Source organism: Endozoicomonas sp. ISHI1 (assembly GCF_024606225.1).
In the GTDB taxonomy this organism is placed as follows: domain Bacteria; phylum Pseudomonadota; class Gammaproteobacteria; order Pseudomonadales; family Endozoicomonadaceae; genus Endozoicomonas_A.
In genome coordinates this window covers 26,433-47,836 of record NZ_JAGRPU010000007.1, presented here as the reverse complement: position 1 = coordinate 47,836, position 21,404 = coordinate 26,433, and the positions used below count along the sequence as shown (strand labels likewise).

Annotated in this window: 3 protein-coding genes; all 3 read right to left on the bottom strand. The window is 47.4% G+C overall.

Annotated features, from left to right (window positions below; genetic code table 11):
* Window positions 1–31 precede the first annotated feature (31 nt).
* Window positions 32–6,868 carry a hypothetical protein gene (locus KBW69_RS06950; RefSeq protein WP_257280418.1) on the bottom strand — a complete coding sequence of 2,279 codons (6,837 nt, stop codon included), beginning with the start codon at window positions 6,866–6,868 and terminating at the stop codon, window positions 32–34.
* Between the two features lie 96 nt (window positions 6,869–6,964).
* A complete protein-coding gene (locus tag KBW69_RS06945; RefSeq protein WP_257280417.1) occupies window positions 6,965–13,822 on the bottom strand; it encodes a hypothetical protein in 6,858 nt (2,285 codons plus the stop codon).
* Between the two features lie 239 nt (window positions 13,823–14,061).
* Window positions 14,062–21,213, bottom strand: a complete 7,152-nt coding sequence (locus KBW69_RS06940) for a hypothetical protein (RefSeq protein ID WP_257280416.1) — start codon at window positions 21,211–21,213, stop codon at window positions 14,062–14,064.
* Between the last annotated feature and the right edge of the window lie 191 nt (window positions 21,214–21,404).

Below are 21,404 nucleotides of genomic sequence, written 5' to 3'. Positions count from 1 at the left end.
CTATGAAGAGGTCATCCGCTGATTTCTGATATCAGAGTTCGTCACTGATACCCTTATCGTCTCCCTTGGGAAGTGTTGTTTTATCAAGAGCAGTAAGTTTCTTATTACTGCCTTGTTGCCTCTCAAAGAAGGCACCCAGAGTGTAGGAGTAGGGAATGCTGTCAGCATGGGAGAATGACCATTTAGGCACATTTTCCCTGAAGTATTTCTCCCAGCCATGCTCATACATCCTCATGGTGTGATCACGTCGTTCACGGAACTGAAGATAATGCTCGTTCCGCATCCAACCATGCATCATGTCCTTTGATTTAACACGCTTTGCATACTCTTCATTGGTTTCACTGAATCGCTGAGGCGTGGCAATGGCAGTACGTTTCACATAGTCAGATTCCGTTTCACCTACGCCTCTCCAGCGATTAAGCTTGTCAAGACTTCGGCCCAGAGGTCCGCCTAGCCATTGAGTGAGTACCTTGTTGTCGTTCATGAAGAAGTCGAAAGTGAGACTCGACGCCAGAGCGAATCCGAAGGTTTGAGCATAGGTAAATCCTGATATAAGACCATGGGCGTATGTTCCGACAGTGGCTACCGGGCCCAGCACCAGACCGGCTGTGGCAGAAGCCAGAGTTTTCACTTTTTCTGGTGTGATTCTGTGAAGCAGTGGCACTCGAACTCCTTGTCTGGAAGCCATGGATTTCACTATTTCGGGCACCAGACGGGAAATGCTGCGATACATCCGGGGGTTGGCGTTGTGTTGTCTGGCAAACAGCATGGTGCCGGTTCTCAGCAGAATGACTGAGGAAGCGGCCTTGCCCAATGGCATCGCCAGCCCACCCACTTCAGAGAGTTGTTCAATTTCACTGTGGAAGGCGTACTGGCGCGTTCGGTCAAGATCAAGACCATAGCGTTCCAGCCAGTGCTGGAAAGGTGTGAGCATCCTGTGCGTGTAATCACCCCTGTTGGTCAGGTCCAGAAGATAGAGGAACGACATGTTTGACAGGGATAGTATGGCAGCCTCCAGGGTGGTATGGGCCACCAGCAGAGGTTTGTAGCTGGAGAAGTACCAGGTGACAATCTGTGCCAGAGAGGCTGAAGGTTTGACCCAGTAATCATTGAGCTGTCGCTCAATCGCTGCGGCATGAGCCTGCATCAATGTGTCATGGATAGCTTTGATCAGGTCTGATTCAGACAGGCCAACGGCATTGGCATAAGGTGTCAGGGTATTCTGAATATTGGTCAGGAATGCTGCCGTTCTGCGGCCATTTTCAAAGGCAATATCGTCAAGAACGTAGTTGGCAATGACCGCAGCTGCGTACTCTTTCATGCCGGCAACAGACTCTTTCATACCCACCGGGCCACTGGCGCTCACGGTGACAGGAGTGAAGGCACTCTGCATGAATTTCTCAGTACCCTCGTCGGACAGCATCTGGATAACCTTCCTGAACTCAGGCACCTTGACGCCGTGTTTATAACCAAGAAAGTGCTCAAATTCAGCCACTGTCTGATATCCGTCGACATCTCTGACAGCCTTCATGTAGTTTTCAAGTTCAGTCTTGCTGATCAGGCCTTCATGCAGCAGAGTGATGATTCTGTTACCACTCGCAGAATGAGTAGTGAAGTATTCTGAGAAGCTTTTCAGGTCTTCTGGCAGATGCTCGACATATTGAATGCCCGCCGAGCCTATGCCGAGAATTTCTTCGTCGTATTGTTGAGCTGCGGTTTTTATTTCATTTCTGGCTCTGTGCACCAGCACCTGAACTTCTTCCAGAATATTCTGAGGCCTACCTTCTATGGGCTTGAAAAGAGATTTCGGGAAGGTCGTTTTCAGGCTCTTGAAAACTTCCACAATCCGACTGGCCTGTTTAGAAGTCAGGTCGTCTCCGGCGAATGCCTGCAAGCGAATCGGTGCAAATTCATCGTCTAAGTCAAAAGTCTGAAGATTGGGTAATAACTTACCGCTTAGCTCTGCTGATTCTGCCAGACCCATTGCGGCTTCCAGAGCTTGTTTTTTGAGAGGGTGCGACCGCACGAAGGCGTAGATATCGGTCAGTATATTTGCCTGTTTCGGCGTGTACTGGAAGGGACCACCCTCATTTTCGACGGCTTTCTCTGCGACTTTCAGGACTTCCTTTAATTGCTCTATGTCCGCTGTCCTGACTTCTATTTCTCTGTTCAGACGGTCCTGTTCCTGAGTCAGTTGCAGGATCTTACCGCCATTACCGTCAAACCCGCCCATTTCTACCTGTTTATGTCTCAAAGCCTCAACCCGGTCAGCGTAGCGGGCAGTGGGGTCTGGCTTAAGGCCCACGTCATCTTCGATGACTTTAAGAGTCGCTTCATGAGCCTTCAAAGCTTCCTGTGCTTTTGAAATGTGTGCTTTTTTCTTTTCCAGAACTAAGTCCGGTACTTCTCTATTGTGCTCAAGATTGTGCTCAAGATTGTGCTCAAGTTTGGTTTTAGTTTTCGGATCGCTGTCTTTGGAAGGGTCAATCGCCTGATTTTTAGTGTTAAGTGCCTCTTGTGCCTGTTTTTCTTCATCCTGTGCATTGGCTAATTCCATTTCTCTGGCCTCGTGCTCATGCAGGAACTTCGTGACCTGAGTGTACTTGTGTCTGGTTTCAGGCAGTTCCCCCAATGCTTTATTGACTTCATTTCGGTCATGAGAGGCTCTATAGTCTCTAATGGCATTCATGATATTACTTTCTTCTAACAGATTATCAGGGTCACTTTCAAAAGGGATTTTCAGAGCTTTGATGGTAGTGTGCAGTTGATGAAGGGCCTCAGTTCGTCTTTCTGCATAGTATTCGCTTTTCTGAATAAAACGTTCAATGTCGTTTAAATGATCTTCAGGGGTCTGATTATCAGTCTGAGTCAGGCCCAACCTGGTATGAATGTCTTTCAGTGCCCCATTGAGAGCTGCAATGTATTTATCTGTGTCAGGGGGGGCATCAGTAGAATCTGCGAATACCACCTGTTCACGATGAACAGCATCCAGTTTGTGATGAAGTTGCTCCAGCTCAATCTCAGCTTTTGCTATGTTTCCCCTGGCTCGGGCTACCTCACGATCAAGAACGTATTGTGGTTTAGGTCCCAGACGAGCCAATTGTCTGTCAAGCTCAGCATCAATGGCTGCAATACGCTCATTAACCGTAGGACGACCCGCTTCATAAAGTTCTTTATACAGCTGTTGGAATTTTTCTGTAATGAGATTGATCCGAACATCCTCGTCGGCATCATCTTCATAGTCCTGAATCCCGAGGTTATGGGCAATTTCGCTATATATGGCTCTTTCCATGCTTTCATTATCAAGGAGATCATTGATGACTTTGTCCAGTTCATCGTTTAATGTCCGAATTCTGTACCCCAGAGCGTGGATCTGTTCATTCAGGCTGGCATCTTTTTTTAATTCCACTTTTAGTTCGTCGGCCAGTTTAGCAACGAAATCCTTGCCTCTTTCTTTGGCAGCAACGTTTTCATCCACGTTGATGTCCAGTCTGTACTCTATTGCTTCAAGGAAATCTAACTGTTGCCATTTGGCTTGCAGATTCGTGTCTTCAACTAAATACGTAAGACGCGCACGAAGAGTATCGAGTTTGCTATCTCTATCTTCATCAAGCTTGATGCTTTCATCCCAGAGGACATTCTTTATATCATCCAGCTTTATTTCGGTGACATCATCGCCGTCAAGTCTACTGCGAGCCCTGTCAAGTCTTGTGGCTTTCTCATCATCCTCATTGACTTCGATCCCGAGTAGTGTTTCTACGGATCTCAGTACATCCAGCGCCTCTTCCTCTGCCCTCTGTGAGGCTTCTGTGATGGATGTCTGCATTCCCCTGGAAATGGCGTTACGACGCTTATAAACATCGTCCTCTTTATCGGGGTCATCCAGCTCCAGGATTTTTTCCACGTTACCCATTGTCTCAAGTACTTCAGACTTGACAATGTGGCGAGGTGTTTTGAGGCTTTCCAGTTCTTCTTCCAAATCTGCAAGCTTCTTCACCCTGACTTCCACTGCGTCTGTCAGTTTTCTATTTTCCTCTGCTCCGCTGGTACCATAAAACCCTGCCAAAGCAGCTCGTAAGAATGCGGCGTCGGCTTTGCTATAACCTCTTCTGGAGTATATTTCCTCTAAATGCATCAGCATATATTCTAAAGGAATCTCCACTTCTTCGCTCACAGCGTTCATTTTCTGTAAATGCCGGGCCTTGATGGCTTCGCCTTGAATATGCTGTGTATCAAGTCTTACAAGTTTTTCAAGTTGACGAGCATTCTCTCTGAGAAGTGCTACATTTTCGTCAAGTTGTCTATAATTCCGTGACTGAATTTCTCGAATAAGACCAACTTGATCAGCATCCTTTATGTGAAGTGTTTTAAGACTTTTGCGAAGTGTTTCAATATTTTTGCGAAGTGTTTCAATCTTTTTGCGATGTGTTTCAATCTCGCTAAGTTGATCATCGCTCACTTTTGTTAATTTTTGTATTTCAGCATTCATTGATTCAATCCAATTGAACAGAACTTCTTGCTGAGTGTCAGGATCTGTATTGTCTTCAAAATCTGGCAAGTTTAAATGCGAGCCTATGACTGCATTGTGAGCTCGGGTTGCTGCTGCTTTTTCTGTCTCTGTGCCGATGCTTTGTTGCTGAACAGGTGGTTGATCGGCCTGTTCTTCCAGTTGCTTGAAGTAGTTAACGTGCTTAAGGTGTTCCTGAATGGCCTTGATACGTGCATTCAGGTCAGCTTTGTCAACCGGGACCAGACCATAATGTCTTTCAATTAAAGCCAGACTCTCCGAAGGATTCTCTTCGGCCATCATTAATGTCTCATCCAGATTTAAACCGGACCTGGGGTTGCTGTAACTCAGATCGTTTTTATCGTCCGGAGTAATACTGAACTGGCCTTCAATCGCCGCCAGTTTTGCTTTTACAACTTCTTCATCAGACTGTCCTGTTGCGGTATAGGTTGCGACAACCTTTGTGCGCATGTCATTAATTGTCTCCAGGAGACGTCTGGATTGCTCTTCTTGTGGCTGGGCATCATCCCAGTCATCAATGCCAAGCGCTATTGCCAGCTCAGAGTTGTAGGTATTTATGATTTCTATTCTGGCATCACGGAGTTGTTGTTTCAGCTTTGGAATTTGTTTGATTTTCTTCTGAAGTTTCCGTTCCTGGTTTTCAAGCTCTTCTATATCGTAACGAAGATGTCCCAGCTCAAATTCAGCTTGCTCATAGTGTCGTTGTGTTTGCTGTTTTTCCTTGTCAATTGCGTCGACTCTTTCCATTGCTTGCTGCAATTGATTTTCAAGCTGTAAGAGTTTGGCTTCTTTTATCTGTAGGTCTTCGAGCGTGTTATCCACCTCAATCAATTGTCTGGCCAGGTCGCGCAGGACTTTGTCAGCAAAATGTTCGTCGTTGTAACAAAAATCGCCCGGTAGTTTGGAGATATGGGGTGCAGTATTCAGCATATTCTGAACAAAATGCCGGGTATTCAGAAGATCTCTCAGTACGGGTCTGAAGTTGAAGTGTTTTGCAAGTTGAATATGCAACCAGGTTGGCGTGGTGACTGACGAAGCGATTTTGATGTGTTCCGGTGTGAACTCAAATTCATCTGCCTCATCTGGAGTAGCGCTGGCTAACGCCTGATGAAGAGACTCGTAGTATGCAAGCGAAAGTATCGCCAGTTTATCTTCCTCTTCAAGGGAAAGTGTCTCCGGTTTATTTTTCCCTGCAAGCGTTTCCTGATCTCTGTTAACTGCAGCGTCGTGTCGTGTAACAAAATCCTCCAGCACTGCCATCTGCCTGCTTCGAATGACGTGCTGGTAGCTTTTGACCTTGTATTTTTTAACCTGTCTTGTTAACGAAGAAGCGAGTTCGGTACCCAGAGGTTTATTGAGGTTTTCTACAAAAGCGATATCATGCGGATTCAGTTTCTGACCATGGAAAACAATCACCTCTCCCGAAACTTCTGATACTTCCAGCTTTGGATAGCCCGCAGGCAGAGGATAAAATTGTGTGTCATCCTCCCTGTGTACAATGTATCCGACGGGTTTGCTGTGTGCTAACAGTTCATTCAGGGCCTGCTGTTGTATATCCTCTCCCAGGACATGAACCTGGATATAGGCAGAGGCGGCGGCTGCCAGGAGAGCTTCATCGTTGACAAAAAGCGATTGACCCAGTCGCTTCAGTTCAGGAGGCTGATCGCCCGAAGCGATGAGACGCATGAAGGTACGCCCATTCACTTCAACTTTTTCTACTTCAATGGTGGCAAGGGGAACATAGTGATCACTGGTACCGAGGTTTTCTGCTCTGTCATCGGCACCTTGCAACAATGCGTACAGTTGTCCGGGGCCAGCGATTTTCGTAAACGGTTCCAGTGATTGAACGCCTTTTAGTTGATCACGAACAGCCTTCACTGAATCCTGATCGGTCATGCCACCTCTGACTTCAATAACCAGTTCCTCTTCTTCAAGGTTATGGGTGAACTTGAAGACTCCTTCACCACGCACCTTCAGGAGTTTGGTGTATTTCTGAGCAGCGTCATTCTCGTCTGTTTCAAACAGGTCAATGCTGGATACGCAACTATCAGTGACGGAAAGAATGCTCGTAAAGCCCATATTAGGGCCGGCACAGACCGCTCTGGCTTGAGGCTGATCAGGGTAGGTAGTGGTAAAGGATTTGGGTATTGGCTGCTGGTCATCACCTAATGTTGGCTTAACAATGATCTCACTGTGGGTAAACTCCAAATGTTCATTGCCCACAAAATCGACAGACTTTGTCTGCAGCTTGCGGTCGGCCAGTGCCTGTGTGCCAATGATGGAGGTGCTGATTGCAGCCGCTACTGCAAGGTTTAATGCATTAGGGCGAGCGTTCGTCATTCTATTGCCTCAGAAAAACAAAACCAGTATGTATTCCTCTATAGTGATTTCGTTCGTTTGGATTGTGATGGACAGGCCATCCGCTGATTTCTGATATCAAAGTTCGTCGCTGGTCTCTTTATCCTCTTTCCCGGAAAGCATTTTTCTATCATGATCAGGAAGTTTCTTATTACTGCTTTTTTGCCATTCAAAGAGGGCTCCCAGAGTGTAGGAGTAAGGAATGCTTTCTGCATGGGAGAATGACCATTCAGGCACATTTTCCCTGAAGTATTTTTCCCAGCCATGCTCATACATTTTCATGGTCCGATCACGTCTTTCACGGAACTGAAGATAATGCTCGCCCTGCGTCCAGCCATGCATCATGTTGTTGGCTTTAACACGGTTGGCATAGGCTTCATCGGTTTCACTGAATCGTTGAGGCGTGGTAATGGCAGTACGTTTCACATAGTCAGATTCCGTTTCGCCTGCTTCTCTCCAGCGATTGATCCTGTCAAGACTCCGGCCCAGAGGTCCACCCAGCCATTGAGTGAGCATCTTGTTGTCATTCATGAAGAAGTCGAAAGTGAGGCTTGTTGTCAGAGCCAGTCCGAAGGTTTGAGTATAGGTAAACCCGGATATAAGACCGTGGGCGTATGCTCCGGCAGTGGCTATCGGACCCAGCACAAGACCGGCTGTGGCAGATGCCATGGTTTTCACTTTTGCCGGTGTGATCCTGTGTAGCAGCGGTACCTTAACCCCTTGTCCGGAACCCATGGATTTCACCATTTCGGGAACCAGGCGGAAAAGGCTGCGATACCTGTGGGGGTTGGCGTTATATTGTCTGGTAAACAGCATAGAGCCGGTTTTTAGCAGAATGATTGAGGAAGCGGTCCTGCCCAATGGCATTGCCAGTCCACCCAATTCAGAGACTTGTTCAATGCCGCTGTGGTAGGCGTATTGCCTGTTTCGGTTAAAATCGACGCCATAGTGTTCCATCCAGTGCCGGAAAGGTGTCAGTATCCGGTGCAGGTAATCGCCCCTGTTGGTCAGATCCAGAAGGTAGAGGAACGACATGTTTGACAGGGATAGTAAGGTAGCCTCGAGAGTGTTATGGGCCGAAAGTAGAGGTTTGTAGCTGGAGAAATACCAGGTGACCGTCTGTGCCAGGAAGGCTGAAGGTTTGACCCAGTAATCATTGAGCTGCTGCTCAACCGCTACGGCATGAGCCTGCATCAATGTACTATTTATAATTTTGATCAGGTCTGATTCAGACATGCCAGCGGCATTGGCATAAGGTGTCAGGGTATCCTGAAAATTGGCCAGGAATGCCAGAGTCCTGCGACCGTTTTCAAAGGCAATATCGTCAAGAACGTAGTTGGCGATGACCGCAGCTGCGTATTCTTTCATACCGGCTACAGACTCTTTCATACCCGTCGGGCCAATGCTGGTCACGGTCACAGGAGTAAAGACATTCTGTATGAATTGCTCAATACCCTCGTCGGACAGCATCTGGATAACCTTCCTGAACTCAGGCACCCTGACGCCGTGTTTATCACCAAGAAAGTGCTCAAATTCAGCCACTGTCTGATATCCATCGACACCTCTGACAGCCTTCATGTAGTGCTCAAGTTCAATCTTGCTGATCAGACCTTCATGCAGCAGAGCAATCATCCTGTTACCACTGGCAGAATGGGTAGCGAAGTATTCCGAGAAGCTTTTCAGATCCCCTGATTCATGCGCGACGTAATGAATGACTGCTGCACCCATGCCGCGTATTTCATCGTCGTATTGTTGTGGCCCGGTTTTAATGTGAGCTCTTGCCGAGTCTGCCAGCTTCTGGAGTTCTCCCAGAGGATTCAGAGACCGACCTTCTTCAGGCTCCATCGTGAATGTTGTCTGCAGATTTTTAAAGACTTCCACAATCCGTCTGGACTGATCAAACGTTAGCTGGTTTCCGGCCAACGCCTGCAAGCGAATCGGTGCAAATTCATCGTCTAAGTCAAAAGTCTGAAGATTGGGTAATAACTGACCGCTTAGCTCTGCTGATTCTGCCAGGCCCATTACGGCTTCCAGAGCCTGTTTTTTGAGAGGGTGCGACTGTACGAAGGCGTAGATATCGGTCAGTATATTTGCCTGTTTCGGCGTGTACTGGAAGGGGCCACCCTCATTTTCGACGGCTTTCTCTGCGGCTTTCAGGACTTCCTTTAATTGCTCTATTTCCGCTGTCCTGAATTCTATTTGTCTGTTTAGACGGTCCTGTTTCTGAGTCAGTTGCAGGATCTTACCGCCAGTACCATCAAGCCCGCCCATTTCTATCTGTTTATTTCTCAAGGCATCAACCCGGTCAGCGTAGCGGGCTGTAGGGGCTGGCTTAAGACCCACGTGATCTTCGATGGCTTTGAGCTTCGCTTCATGAGCCTTCAGGGCTTCTTGTGCTTCTGATGTAATTGCTTTTTTCTGTTCCAGAACTAAATCCAGCACTTCTCTACTGCGCTCAAGCTGGGTTTTAGCTTTCGGATTGATGTCTTTGGAATGGCCAATCGCCTGATTTTTAGTGTCTAAAGCTTCCCGGGCCTGCTTTTCTTCATCCTGTGCATTGGCCAATTCCGTTGCTCTAAAATCGTATTCATGCAGGAACTTCCTGACCTGAGCGTATTGTCTCCTTGTTTCAGGCAATTCGCCCAATGCTTGATCGACTTTATCCCGGCCATGAGAGGCTGTATATTCTCTAATGACTTTAATATGGTCTGCTTCTGACTGATTATCAGGGTCATTCTTAAAAGGGATTTTCAGTTCTTTGATGGTATCTCTCAGTTTCTGAACGGTCTCAACTCGCCTTACTGCATCGTCTTCTTTTTGTAAAAAGCGTTCTATGTCGTCTAATAGGTCTTCAGGGGTGTGATTGTCATCCTGAGTCAGGCCCAGCTCGGTGTGAATGTGTTTCATGACCTGATTGAGCGCTGTGATGACTTTATCTGTATCAGGGTGAACGTCATCAGGATGCGCGATTACCACTTGTTTACGATGAACAGCATCGAGTTTGCGACGAAGTTTCTCCAGTTCACTGTTAGCTTTTTCTGTGTCACTTTTGGCTTTGGCTACCTCACGATCAAGAACGTATCGTGGTTTAGGTCCCAGACAAGCCATTAGCCTGTCAAGCTCAGCATTAATGGCTGTGATACGCTCATTAAACTTAGGCCAACCCGCCATAAAAACTGCTTTATTCAGCTGTTGGAGTTTTTCTTTAATGAGATGGGTCTGATCATCTGCAGGGGCATCATCTCTATAGCCCTGAATGCCAAGCTGGTAGGCAATTTCATTATGTATTCCTCTTCTTTTACCTTCATCATCGCAGGGCTTGCTTACTGCATCATCCAATGCCTGAAATCTGGCTTTTAGAACAGCTTTCTGATTATTCAGGCTGGCATCTTTTACAATGTCTATTTTCAGATCATCGGCCAGTTTGGCAACGAAATTCTTGCCTCTTTCTTTAGCTGCAACGTGTTCATTCCTGTCGATGCCCAGCTCATCTTCTATAGCCTTAAGCAACCTTGTCTGTTGTGTTGTGGCTCGCAAATCCGAGTCCATGACATAAAGGCTAAGTCGCTCACTAAGTCTTCGAACCTTGGCTATGCTGTTCGCAGGTGTGAAGTCTTCTTCTCCCCAGAGGGCATTATGTATATCACTCAGTTTTTTTTCGGTAACTTCATCGTCGGCAAGTTTTGCAAGAATCCTGTCAAGTCGTTTTCCTTTGTCATCACTTTCATTGACATTGATCCCGAGTATTTCTTCTACGGCTCTCAGTACATCTTGCGCGTCTTCTTCTGCCCGCTCTCTGGCTTCGCTGATGTATGTCTGAATGTCCCTTGAAATAGCCTGACGACGATAGTACTCATCATCCTCGCTATTGAGTTCCCTCATTTCCAGAGCTTCTTCGACGGCACTCAGTTTATCAAGTACTTCAGGTTTGAATCTGGGGTGGCCTGGTGTTCTGATGTCTTGTAGTACATCTTCCAATTCCGAAAGCGTGGTTATCGGATGGCCTGATACTGAGATGTGTTCCAGTTCTTTTTCGAAATCTGCAAGTCTGTAGAGCCTGAGCTGACGATGTTCTATCAGTTCCTGGCGGTCTTCTAATGTGCTGTCTTCATTCAGTTCAAGGCCAAGAACCGTCGCCATAGCTTCCTGCCTGAGTTTGACGAACGTTTCTTCCTTGGCGGCGTGAGTATTCAGTGTCTGAATTCTCTGAATCAGACGTTTTTGCTGGGTCTCAATATCTTCATTGTCATCAAAGTTCTGAATGTTTAAATGTTTGGCAATGCTTGCAAATCGAGCTTTGGTTGCAGCTATTTTTTCAGCGCCTGTTTTGATGCTCTGTTGCCGAAGGTAATCCTGGTCGACCTGATCTATCTGCTGCCTTAAGTGCTGCCGAATGAGGTCTTGACGGTATGCCATTTGCTCTTCGTCACCCGGAACCAGACCCAGCTGAACTTCAAGGTTAGCCAGTCTATTTCGTATTACCCCTTCGATGAGTTCTGTTTGTTGTTGCAGGTGCTGTTGCAGGTGCTGTTCAATGGACTGAAAGCGAGCTTCCAGATCGTTTTCATTGTTGGGAAAGATGTTGTACTGGCCTTCAACGGCCGCCAGTTTTTCTATTACAGCTTTTTTCCGGGACTTTCCCGATCTTTTGATTTTATGAATGTTCTTTCTGATGAGTCTGGCTTGTTCTTCAAATGGCTCGGTCACAACCCAGTTGCTAATACCAAGCCCTTCTGCCAGTTGAACGTAGTAATCGGTTATGGTCTTTTCTATAGGATCACGAACTTCTCGTCTCAGCGCTGGAGTTCGATCAAGTTCCTGCTGAAGTTCCTGTAGCCAGTTTTTCTGTTTTTTCAGCTTTTGTAAATGCTGAAGATGTTGCTCTCCGAGCTGTTCAATGACAATCAGTCTATTCCAGATTGCCTCATCGGTTAATTTTTCCTTCTGTTGCAGATGCCGTTGAATGGACTGAAAGCGGGCATCCAGATCGTTTTCATTGTCTGGAGCAATACCGAGCTGGACTTCAATAGCGGCGAGGTTTGTTTTTACAGCTTCTTCCTCAGGCTGTTTTGTTGCGGCAACGGCTCTGAAGATTTCATTAAGTTTCCCTGTGATGCGTCTGGCTTGCTCTTTTTGTGGCTGGGTGTCATCCCAGTTAACAATACCAAGCTCTTTTGCAAATTGAGCGTTGTAATGATTACTGGCTTCTTTTCTGGCATCACGAACTTGTTGTTCCAGCTCTGGAATTCGTTTGACTTCCCGCTGAAGTTTCCGTTCCTGGTTTTTCAGATCTTCCAGTTTGACACGAACCTCTGCAAGCTCACCCTCAATGTTCTGATAGTGTCGTTGCGTTGTCAGTTGTTCCTCATCATTGGGGTTGGCTTTATCCATTTCGAGATGGTAAAGCTTTTTGAGCTGGGCGAGTCGTACTTCTTTCGTCTGTAGCTCCTTTTGTCTGCTTTCCCTCTCAAGTATTTGCCTGGTCATGTCGGCAACGATTTTGCTGGCAAACTCTTCGTCGTAGTCAAAAGCATTGGCCGCCTCGCCGTTGACAATGGACATAAATTCTTTGAGAAAATGCTCGTTAGTCAGAAGATTTCTCAGTGCGGGTTTGAAGCCGAAATGTTTTGCGAGTTGAACCTGAATCCAGGGTGACGTGATAATCGACTCGGCAACTTTGATGTGTCTTATTGCAAGTTGAAATTCATCTGCCGCGTCCGGGGTGGCGCTACTCAATGCCTGCTGGAGAGATTCATAGTCTGCAAGCATCATCAGTTGATCTTCGTCAAGCTCAGCATTGGGATGAGCGGCCAGCTGATTGGCAAACTGATCCAACAGCTCCATCTGCCTGCTGCGAATGACGTACTGGTAGCTTTTGACCTTATATTTGTTAACTCGTGTTGCTGCTGCGGGGGTGCGGTTGTTAAGCCAGGCTTTTACCCAGAGTTTATAGAGGTTTTCTACGAAAGCGATGTCATGCGGATTCTGCTTCTGACCATGGAAAACAATAACCTCCCCCGGAGCTTCTGATACTTCCAGCTTTGGATAACCCGGAGGCACAGGGTAGACCTCTGTATCATCCTCGGCGTGTACAACATAGCCAACGGGTTTGCTGTATGCCAACAGGTCATTAAGAGCCTGCTGTTGTAAATCCTCTCCCAGGACATGAACCTGGATGTAAGCCGAGGCAGCGGCTGTCAGGAGAACCTCATCATTGACAAAGAGTGATTGACCCAGACTTTGCAGTTCAGGGGGCTGATCGCCCGCAGCGATAAGACGCATAAAGGTACGTCCATTCACCTCTACTTTTTCTACTTCAATGCTGGCAAGGGCAACATAGTGATCACTTCTGCCGAGGCTTCCTGCTCTGTCGTCGACACCTTCCAGCAAAAAAGCCAGTTGTAAGGGGGTGGCGATTTTCGTTGACGGTTCCAATGATGGGACGCAACCCAATTGAGCACGAACAGCCGCAATTGAATCCGGGTCGGTCATTCCGCCTCTGACTTCAATGTGCAGTGCCTTTTTGTCCAGATTATGGGTGAACCTGAAGACGCCTTCATCACCCACCTTCAGGACTTTGGTGTATTTCTGAGCAAGGTTATTCTTGCCTGTTTCAAACTGATCAACACTGTAAACACCACCATCAACACCAGAAAGAACTGCTGTAAAGCTCAGAGAAGGAGGGACATAGTCCGTATTTCTTTGAGACTGGTCAGGGTAAGAGGTGGTAAAAGAGTTGGGTATTGGCTGTTGGTCATCACCTAAAGTTGGCTGAACCATGACTTCACTCCGGATAAACTCCGCATGGCCGTCGCTCTGAATATCAATAGATTTTGTCTGAAGCCTGCGATCGGCCTGTGCCTGTGTACCCATCATGGAGGAGCTGATTGCAACGGCCACGGCAAGACTTAATGCATTGGGGCAAGCATTTGTCATTCTACTACCTCGGAGCTGAAAACTTTTATTACCGTGAAAAGTGATTTCCACACCAGGCGAAGAAGCGGCTGTCAATCGCTCATGGCTGTTAGTCGCGTTTTTTCAGGGAAGGAATACATTCATTCATACCTTCTCTCAGGTGGCTGATTGGTTGCCTGATCAGAAAGAAGCCAGTATGTATTCCTTTATACTGGCTTCTTTTGGATAGCTATGGTGGAATCGTCTACCGGTTTCTAATATCAGAGTTCGTTGTGGGTATTCATAATGTCACCCCAATCTTCATCAAAGTCGAACGACTCCGGATCAGCCTGTTTTGGTTGCACGGCTGCAGAGGGGGGCAGAGGCGCTGAAGTTGTTGTCGCTGAAGTTGAAGTGGGTAATGGTTGGGGTTCAATGTCCTCCCATATCTCGTCTTCCTCAAAGTCATCCACTTTTGCGGTTGGCGTTACTTCGGGCACTGTCAATGAAGTCGCCGTTGTGGATTTGGGGGCAGCCGTTACACCCGGGGTCGCCAAGGGTATCTGACTGGTCACGGATGCCTCACCAGCCGAAGAAGTTAGCGTTTTAGCAACAGGTGTCATCGCCACTTCCGGGGGGGTGGCAGTCGGAGTGGTGACTGCGAACTCAAGGTGAAACGTCATACTTGGAGTTATTATCGGTGTTTCATTGGTCACAGATTTGAAAATACCGGTTGTTGCCGATTCCGTGGTTGCTTCACTGACGTTTTCCCATTCATCCCAATCCAACTTCCCCCTCTTCTCATCAGTATCAAGCAGATCGCCTGAAGCTGAAGGTAAAAAGCTTGATTGAGGAGCATTTTTCTCATGATGGACAGGCACTTTCTTGTCACTGCCCTCCTGCCATTCGTAAAAGGCGCCTAAGGTGTAAGAGTAAGGAACACTTTCTGCGTGGGAGAATGACCATTTAGGCACATTTTCCCTGAAGTATCTCTCCCAGCCATTTTCATACATCTTCATGGTGCGATCACGTCGTTCACGGAACTGAAGATAATTCTCTTTGCGCGTCCAGCCATGCATCATGTGGTTGGTTTTAACACGGTTGGCATACTCTTTATCGGTTTCACCGAAGCGTTGAGGTGTGGCAATGGCAGTCCGTTTCACATAGTCAGATTCCGTTTCACCGGCACCTCGCCAGCGATTAAGCTTGTCAAGACTGCGGCCCAGAGGTCCACCCAGCCACTGAGTGAGCATTTTGTTGTCGTTCATGAAGAAGTCGAATGTGAGACCCGATGCCAGAGCCAGTCCGAAGGTTTGAGCATAGGTAAACCCGGATATAAGACCATGGGTGTATGCTCCGACGGTGGCTACCGGACCCAGCACCAGACCGGCTGTGGCAGAGGCCAGGGTTTTCACTTTTTCTGGTGTAATTCTGTGCAGTAATGGTACCTGAACGCCTTGTCCGGAACCCATGGATTTCACCATTTCGGGCACCAGACGGTAAAGAGTGCGATACATCCGGGGGTTGGCGTTGTACTGTCTTTTAAACAGCATAGAGCCGGTTTTCAGCAGAATGACTGAGGAAGCGGCTTTGCCAAAAGGCATTGCCAGTCCGCCAACTTCAGCGACTTGTTCAATGCCGCGGTGGTAGGCATATTGCCTGGTTCGGTCAAGATCAACACTATAGCGCTCCAACCAGTGCTGGAAAGGTGTGAGCATCCTGTGCGTGTAATCACCCCTGTTGGTCAGGTCCAGAAGATAGAGGAAAGCCATGTTTGACAGGGACAGCCTGGCGGCCTGCAAGACGGTATGGGTGACCAGTAGAGGTTTGTAGCTAGAGAAGTACCAGGTGACCGCCTGTGCCAGGAAGGCTGAAGGCTTGATCCAGTAATCATTGAGCTGCTGCTCAACTGCTGCGGCATGAGTCTGCATCAATGTACTATGGATGATCTTGATCAGGTCTGATTCAGACAGGCCAACGGCATTGGCATAAGGTGTCAGGGTATCCTGAACATTGGTCAGGAATGCTGCCGTCCTGCGGCCGTTTTCAAAGGCAATATCGTCAAGAACGTAGTTGGCGATCACAGAAGCGGCATACTCCTTCATGCCGGCAAAAGATTCTTTCATGCCTGCCGGGCCATTGGTGGTCACGGTCACAGGAGTAAAGGCACTCTGCATGAATTCCTCAGCACCCTTGTCGGACAGCATCTGAACAACCTTCCTGAACTCAGGCACCCTGACGCCGTGTTTATAGCCAATGAAGTGCTCAAACTCATCCACCAGCTGATAACCATCGACACCTCTGACGGCCTTCATGTAGTGTTCCAGTTCAACCTTGCTGATCAGACCTTCACGCAGCAGAGTGATGATCCTGTGACCACTGGCAGAATGAGTAGCGAAGTATTCCGAGAAGCTTTTCAGGCCCTCTGGTTCATGCTCAATGAAGTGAATGGCTGCTTCACCTATGCCGTGGATTTCATCGTCGAATTGTTGTGCCCCGGTGTTCATGTAAATTCTCGCCCGGCTCGCCAGCATCTGGACTTCTTCCAAAGGATTCAGAGACTGATCTTCTGCGAGCTCGAAGGTGAACGTCGCCTTCAGGTCTTTGAAGACTGCTACAATCCGACTGGCCTGATTAAAGGGCAGATTGTCCCCGGCCAGGGCCTGCAGGCGAATCGGCGCAAATTCATCGTCCAGGTCAAAAGTCTGAAGATTGGGTATCGATTTACCGTTTAGTTCTGCCGATTCTGACAGGCCAATTACGGCTTCCAGAGCCTGTTTTTTGAGGGAGTGCGACTGCATGTAGGCGTGCAAATCGGCCAGTATTCTTGCCTGCCCCGGCGTGTACTGGAAGGGACCACCTTCATTTTCGGCGGCTTCCTCCGCAGCATGCAGCACTTTCTTTAATTTATCTATTTCCGATTTCCTGACTTCTATTTCTCTGTTCAGAGTGTCCTGTTCCCCGGTCAGCTGCAGAATCTTGCCGCCACTACCATCATCCCCTCCCAGCTCCAGCTGTTTGTTTCTCAGGGCGTCAACCCGGTCAGTATAGTGGGCAGTAGGGTCTGGCTTGAGGCCCACGTTATCTTCAAGGTCTCTAAGAGTCGCTACATGAGCTTCCAGGTCTTCTTGTGCTTCTGATATGACTGCTCTTTTTTGTTTCAGGACTAATGCCTGCACGTCTCTTTCGTCTTCAAGTTTGGTTTTAGCTTTCGGATCACTGTCTTTGGAGTGGTCGATCGCCTGATTTATAGTATTCAGTTCCTCTTGTGCTTGCTTTTCTTCATCCTGTGCATGGGTCATTTCCATTACTCTTAAAGCGTGCTCATGAAGGAATTTCGTGACCTGAGCGTACTTTCTCCTGGTTTCAGGCAGTTCGCCCGCTGGATAATCAACTTCATCCTGACCATAAGTGTCCGCGTGGGTCACAATGGCATTAAAGTAATCCTCTTCTGTCAGCCTGTCAGGGTCACCGTCAACAGAGATTTTCAGTTCTGATGTGGTAGCTTTCAGTTGTTGAGCGATTTCATATTGTTTCTCTGAATCTTCTCCATGTAAAAGATCTCTGATGTCGTTTACTCGCTCTTCAGTGGTTTGCTTGTCAACCGGTGTCAGGCCTAAATTAGCCTGAAGTTTTTTCATTACCTGATCAGGCGTTGTCTTGTCCTCATCCGTGATTGGGTTAACGTCAGCAGGACCGGCAGATATCTGTCGTTTGCGACGAACGTTCTCCAGCTTGCGATAAGTAGCCTTCAGCTCACTTTCAGCATCTGCTACTGCTCTTCTGGCTCTGGCCACCTCACGATCAAGAGTGTATCGGGGTTTGGGGCCCAGGCGGGCTATTTGCCTGTCAAGTTCAGCATCGATAGCTTCGATACGCTCATGAGTGTCAGGCTGACCCGCTGTGTTTGCTACTGCTTCCAGCTCTGCGAGCTTTTCTAAAATACGATTGACCTGATCATCTATTGGGGCATCATCTCTATAGTCCTCAATGTTGAGTACGCGAGCAATGTGATTGTTTTTATATCTTTTGACCCCTTCTTCATCGACAGAGAGTGAGCCTACCAGAGGCTTTAACGTCTGGATTCTGTTTATAAGAGAACCCTTTTGTTCTTCCAGACTGGCGTCTTTTATTAAATCTACTTGCAGCTTTTCGGCCAGTTTAGCAACGGAATCCTTACCTCTTTCTATGGCAGCGAGGTTTTTACTCGTGGCGATGCCCAGCTCGTCCTCTGCAGTTTTGAGCATGCTTGTCTGCTGTGCCAAGACTCGTTCATCTGCGTCTTCGACAAAAAAGGTAAGAAGCTCATGAAGCTTTCCAGGTTTTGTCCCCGTTGTTTCGTAATTGGACGTGAACTTTTCTTTGCTGAGGGCATTCTCTATATCATCCAGTTTTTTTTCGGTGACATCATCGCCGTCGAGTATTGCACGAATTCTGTGAAGTCTTTCTCTGTTGTCATCACCTTCATTGACTTTGATCTCAAATATTTCTTCTGCAGTCTTCAGTACCTTCAGCGCGTCTTCCTCAGCTCTCTGCCTGAATTTTGTGATGGATGTCTGTAACGCCTCAGAAATGGCGTTGCGTCGGTAATAGACATCGTCCTCTGCACCGAAATCATCCATCTTCAGAGCTTTCTCCACGGCGCCCAGTTTCCAAAGTACTTCCGGTTTAACTATGTGGCGTGGTGTTCTGAGGCTTTCCAGTTCTGCTTCCAAATCTGCTGGCTTCTTCAGCTTAAACTTAATTGCATACATCTGTTCTGCGGGACGAAGTCTTGCAATATCTTCTTCTTGACGAGTATTCTCTTCGCGAAGTGTTTTAATCTCGCTCTGTTGATCATCACTCAGTTTGGTTAGTTTTTGTGTTAAGGCATTTAGTGATTTGATCTTCTCGACCAGAAGTTTATGCTGTGTGTCAATATCTGTATTGTCATCAAAATCCGGCATGTTTAAATGTGAGGCGATGAGTGCAAGGCGAGCTTTGGTGGCTGCTGCTTTTTCAGCCTCTGTGCGGGTGGTGCTTTGTTGCTGAACCGTTTGTTGATTGGCCTGTTCATCCTGCTGCCTGAGGTAGCTGGGGTGGTTGACGTGCTCAATGTGTTCCTTAATGGCCCGGACACGAGCCTTCAGGTCAGCTTTGTCAACCGGGACCAGACCACAGCCTCTTTCAATGGGAGCAAGAATTTGCTCTGGATTCGCTCCTTCCAATAATGTCTCATCCTGAATTAGCATGGGCCCAAGAACATTGTAAATCAGATCGTTTTCATTGACTGGAGTAATACCTGACCGGCCTTCAATGGCCGCCGGTTTTGCCTTTGCAGCTTCTTTACTGGACCGTCCTGTTGCGTCTAATGTCTTATCTATATTTGGAACGGGCCCATTAGCGCTGTAACTCAGATCCTCTTCATTGATCGGAGTAGTACCTGATATGCCTTCAAACGCCGCCGGTTTTGCTTGTAAAGCTTCTTCATCAGATGTTTCTGGTGCGGTATAGGTTGCGATAACCTTTGAACGCATGTCATTAATTTTCTCCAAGAGACGTCTGGCTTGCCCTTCTGGTGGCTGGGTATCATCCCAGTCATCAATGCCAAGCATTGCTGCCAGTTCAGAGTTGTAAGTCTTTCTGGCCTCCAGTCTGGCATCATGGAGTTGTTGTTCCAGCTTTGGAATTTGTTTGACTTCCTGATCAAGTTTCTGCTTCTGGCTTTCCAGTTCTTCCATGTTGCGTCGAAGAGTTTCATACGCAAATTTAGCGTCTTGATAGCGATATTGTGTTTCCTGCTTTTCCTTATCACTGGCGTCGGCTCTTTCCGTTGCTTGCTGCAGTTGATTTTTAAACTGGACGAGTTTGGCTTCTTTTAGCTGAAGCTCTTCGAGCTTGTTATCCACTTCAATCAGCTGTCTGGCCAGGTCACGCCGGATTTTGTCAGCAAAATCTTCGTCATTGTAAATAAAATCGTTCATTAGTTTGGAGATACTGGCTAAAGTATCATCCAGCATATTCTGAACAAAATGCTGTTTATTCAGAAGATTTCTAAGCACGGGTTTGAAGCTGAAGTGTTTTGCCAGTTGCATTTGCAGCCAGGTGTGTGTGATAAATGACGAGGCGATTTTGATGTGTTCTGGTTTTAGTGTGAACTCGACTTCATCGGCTTGATCTGAAGCAGCAATGGCCAACGCCTGATGGAGAGACTCGTAGTATGCAAGCGAACGTATCGCCAGCCTGTCTCTCATTTCAAGCGAAGGTATCTCCGGATTATCTTCCCCTGCAAGCGTCTCCTGTCCTTCGTTAACAGCAGCGTTTTGCCGTGCAACAAGCTCCTCCAGCACTGCCATCTGCCTGCTTCGAATGACGTATTGGTAGCTTTCGACCTTCCTTTTTCTTATCTTTGTTGTTAATCCGGAAGTGGGGTTATCACCCTGAGCTTGTTGCCAGAGGTTATGGATGCTTTCTACAACAGCGATATCATGCGGATTCAGTTTCTGACCATGGAAAACAATCACCTCCCCCGGAATTTCTGATACTTCCAGCTTTGGATAGCCCTCAGGCACAGGATAAACCCGCTTGTCGTTCTCGACGTGTACAACATACCCGACGGGTTTGCTGTGTGCCAACAGTTCATTAAGCGCCTGCTGCTGTAGATCCTCTTCCAGGACATGAACCTGAATATAGGCTGAGGCGGCTGCTGACAGGAGTGCATCGTCATTGACAAAGATTGATTGACCCAGACGTTGCAGTTCAGGGGGCTGATCGCCCGAAGCGATAAGACGCATGAATGTGCGCCCTTCTACTTCAATTTTTCCTACCTCAATGGTGGCAAGGGGAACATAGTGTTCACTTGAGCCGAGGTTTCCTGCTCTGTTATTGGCCACTTCCAGCAAATCAGCCAGTTGCAAGGGGTTGGCGATTTTCGTTGATGGTTCTAATCCTTTGATGCCGAGCGATTGCCATTGATTACGAATATCCTCAATGGTATTCCGATCGGTCATTCCGCCTCTGACTTCGATGACCAGTTCCGTTTCTTCAAGATTATGGGTGAATCTGAAAACGCCCTCATCACCGGCCTTCAGGACTTTGGTGTATTTCTGAGCAACGTTATTCTCGTCTGTCTCAAACAGATCAACACTGGAAACCTTGGCAGGAGTATTATAAAAAGCGTCTGCAAAGCTCAAAGAATTATAGAGACAGACTTCATCTTCCCCAGGCTCATAAGGGTAAGTGGTTGTAAAGGATTTGGGGATTGGCTGTTCATCAGGACCTAAGGTGGGCCGAATCATGACTTCACTATGGGTAAGCTCCGCATGTCCATTGCCCAGAATATCGGCAGATTTTATCTGCAGTTTGCGATCAGCCAGTGCCTGTGTGCTAATAATCGAAGAGCTGATGGCAACGGTCACTGCAAGGCTTAATGCATTAGGGCGAGCTTTTGTCATTCTACTACCTCTGAGCTGAGTACTTTTATTACCGAGAAAAGTCATTTCCACATCAGGCGAGGAAGTAACTTTCAATCGCTCATGACTGCCAATCGCTCACGGCTGTCAATCGCTCACGGCTGTCAATCGCTCACGGCTGCCAATCACTCACGGCTGTTTCGGTAAGCTGTTAAGAGAATTTTTAAGTACCC

Coding starts and splice junctions, on each gene's coding strand:
- KBW69_RS06950 (WP_257280418.1), bottom strand. CDS start 6,868: ATGACGAACGCTCGCCCTAATGCATTAAACCTTGCAGTAGCGGCTGCA.
- KBW69_RS06945 (WP_257280417.1), bottom strand. CDS start 13,822: ATGACAAATGCTTGCCCCAATGCATTAAGTCTTGCCGTGGCCGTTGCA.
- KBW69_RS06940 (WP_257280416.1), bottom strand. CDS start 21,213: ATGACAAAAGCTCGCCCTAATGCATTAAGCCTTGCAGTGACCGTTGCC.